This is a genomic window from Pseudomonadota bacterium, from assembly GCA_026388315.1.
Lineage (GTDB): Bacteria > Desulfobacterota > Syntrophorhabdia > Syntrophorhabdales > Syntrophorhabdaceae > MWEV01.
In genome coordinates, this window is the sequence record JAPLKA010000002.1 from 1 (window position 1) to 2061 (window position 2061).

2 protein-coding genes and 1 pseudogene are annotated in these 2061 nt (G+C 45.7%); all 3 read right to left on the minus strand.

Features of this window, described 5'->3' with window-relative positions; translation table 11 throughout:
* Positions 1 to 339: 339 nt before the first annotated feature.
* On the minus strand, positions 340 to 1401 hold the full coding sequence (locus NTX75_00015) for an IS5 family transposase (GenBank protein MCX5814616.1): 1062 nt from the start codon (positions 1399 to 1401) through the stop codon (positions 340 to 342).
* Between the two features lie 220 nt (positions 1402 to 1621).
* A pseudogene (locus NTX75_00020) lies at positions 1622 to 1819 on the minus strand (type II toxin-antitoxin system RelE/ParE family toxin).
* A gap of 133 nt (positions 1820 to 1952) precedes the next feature.
* Positions 1953 to 2061, minus strand: a 109-nt coding sequence (locus NTX75_00025; protein MCX5814617.1) for a VapC toxin family PIN domain ribonuclease, incomplete at its 5' end; no start/stop codon positions are given.

The following is a 2061-nucleotide window of genomic DNA, read 5'->3' on the forward strand; positions in this document are numbered from 1 at the left end:
ATGGAAAAGCCTTCGTCGCGGTAGGCCTGTTCCAGCGCATCCAAGGCTTCCTGCACAGTGCCGAAATCTCTGCCCGTTCCGGTAAAGGGCGCCAGGATCAAATCAAGGTTTTCAGCGGCCAGAAGCGTAGAGAGCTTTGAATTTTCATGTTTTTGATTCTGGTTCATTTTCGTGCCCGTTTTTTTAAAAAAATATGGGCCAGGCGTATAGAAGTTAACTGATGATGCTGATTAACTTTTCACTTATGGCGACAATGTTAACCCCAAATGCTCAGTTAGGGGAGCTATTTTATTGTTTCTCCGCCCGTTGCTCCAATCCGGGCAGACCTCTCCCTTATATCTACACTGTTCCAAGGATTTTCTCTCCCCGGAACAGATTGAAAGCCATTTGCCGGAAGAGCACATCAATGGCATTCTTAATGAGCCCGGTAAAGCGGGCGCGAAAAGCATTGTTGTACAGGTGGCTTAACCCGAAGTACTGTTCCACGATGTAGCGCTTTTTCGATATTTGTTTGTTCCGCTCTTTCTCATAATCGGTTAATTTCGTTGACTTTGTGTCTTTTCCCATGATGCCGTCGGCAATGTGGTTCAGGTGGAGAAAGCCGCTATTGGGCTTCCCATAATAGCCTTTATCAGCGTAAACCTTCTTAATCGGCTCCTCCGTATGGCAACTGGCAGCAACACAGTAGGGAAGATAAATGCTGTCATTCACTGAGGAAGGGGTAAGTTCCGTGGCCAGAACAAAGCCATAATTGGTGTCTACCGAGGCATGCTCCTTCAATCCATAATGGTGTTTTTCATTTTTTGTCACCCAATCGGATTCAAAATCACGAGAGAATTTAAGGGTATTCCCGTTCTTGTCGATCTTCCCCTCCGGGGTCTCTCTCTTCTCGCGTTGCTCCTGGATCTCCTTATTGCTGATAGGGTGACTGGCGGACTTAACCAGGCGGGCATCAACGGCAACTCCTTCGTTAATGCTTAAGCCTTTCCGGGAAAACTGCTGAAGGACTAAATTATTGATCATGTTCATAGACTCTTTGGAGAGACGACCCCGAAAGCGGGAAAAGGTGGAATGATCAGGGGAAGGCCGGTTAAAGGAGATACCGAGGAAAGTCTTAAATGAAATCCGGTCGTTGATCTGATTTTCCAGCTCCGGATCGGAATGAATCTGGAACCACTTCTGCAAGAGCAAGGCTTTCATGAGCATCAGTGGAGGATAGGCATCGGCGCCTTCGACAGTCATTCCCACGGTATAGTGCTTCAGCAGGACGGCCTCGATTTCTGACCAGTCTATAATATTATTGATCTTTTCCATCATCTTAAGCGAACGGTTATGTTCCATAGAGGTCATGAGGTCCACTTCGGCGAAGGTCATGTCCCGGTTCATTCTTTTGTATCCCATATTCCCTCCCAAGAGCAATTTGATGGTGGAAATATGGCAGAAATATCGTTATTTGTCAAGGAATATCGTATATTTATTGAAATATTTCTCATATTTTTTACTTAACATTTTGCCCGATCGTCCCCCGAGAAATTTGGGAGCGGTCAGTTCGTTAATGGTCAGCATGCCTCCGTTTGGAGGAAGACATGAAAAAGGAAGACTTAGAGGTTATGCAAAGCTCTCGCTGTATGAAATAAACCCGATAGCCGGGACCATGATCAATACGCATCTCCGAAACTCCTTCACCCACAGGTTTAACATCCCCAGGATTACCTATAGCCAGTCTCTCAATTCTTGCCTGAATGCGTGCACGTGTACGGATATCTTGCAGGCTGTCGATCCACTTGGCGAAATATTCGGTTTTACGAATTTCGATCATGGAAATATTGTAGCCGCGTGGCTACACTTTGTCAACAAAATTGTTATAGAAAAAATGTCAAAAATTATACGGAGCAGAACGCCGGAAATCAGCCGCCGCTTTTAAGCGGTCGGCCGGATTGACTTGTTGGACGCTATTCCTTCCAATCTTCGAGCTTGAGGTTTTTGATTCTTATAAATTCGTTTGTATTATTGGTAACAAGGATGAGATTGCGCGCAACTGCCTGAGCTGCGATGAGCATA

Excerpts from the sequence above, each read along its gene's own strand:
- NTX75_00015 (MCX5814616.1), bottom strand. The coding sequence starts at position 1,401 with ATGGGATACAAAAGAATGAACCGGGACATGACCTTCGCCGAAGTGGAC.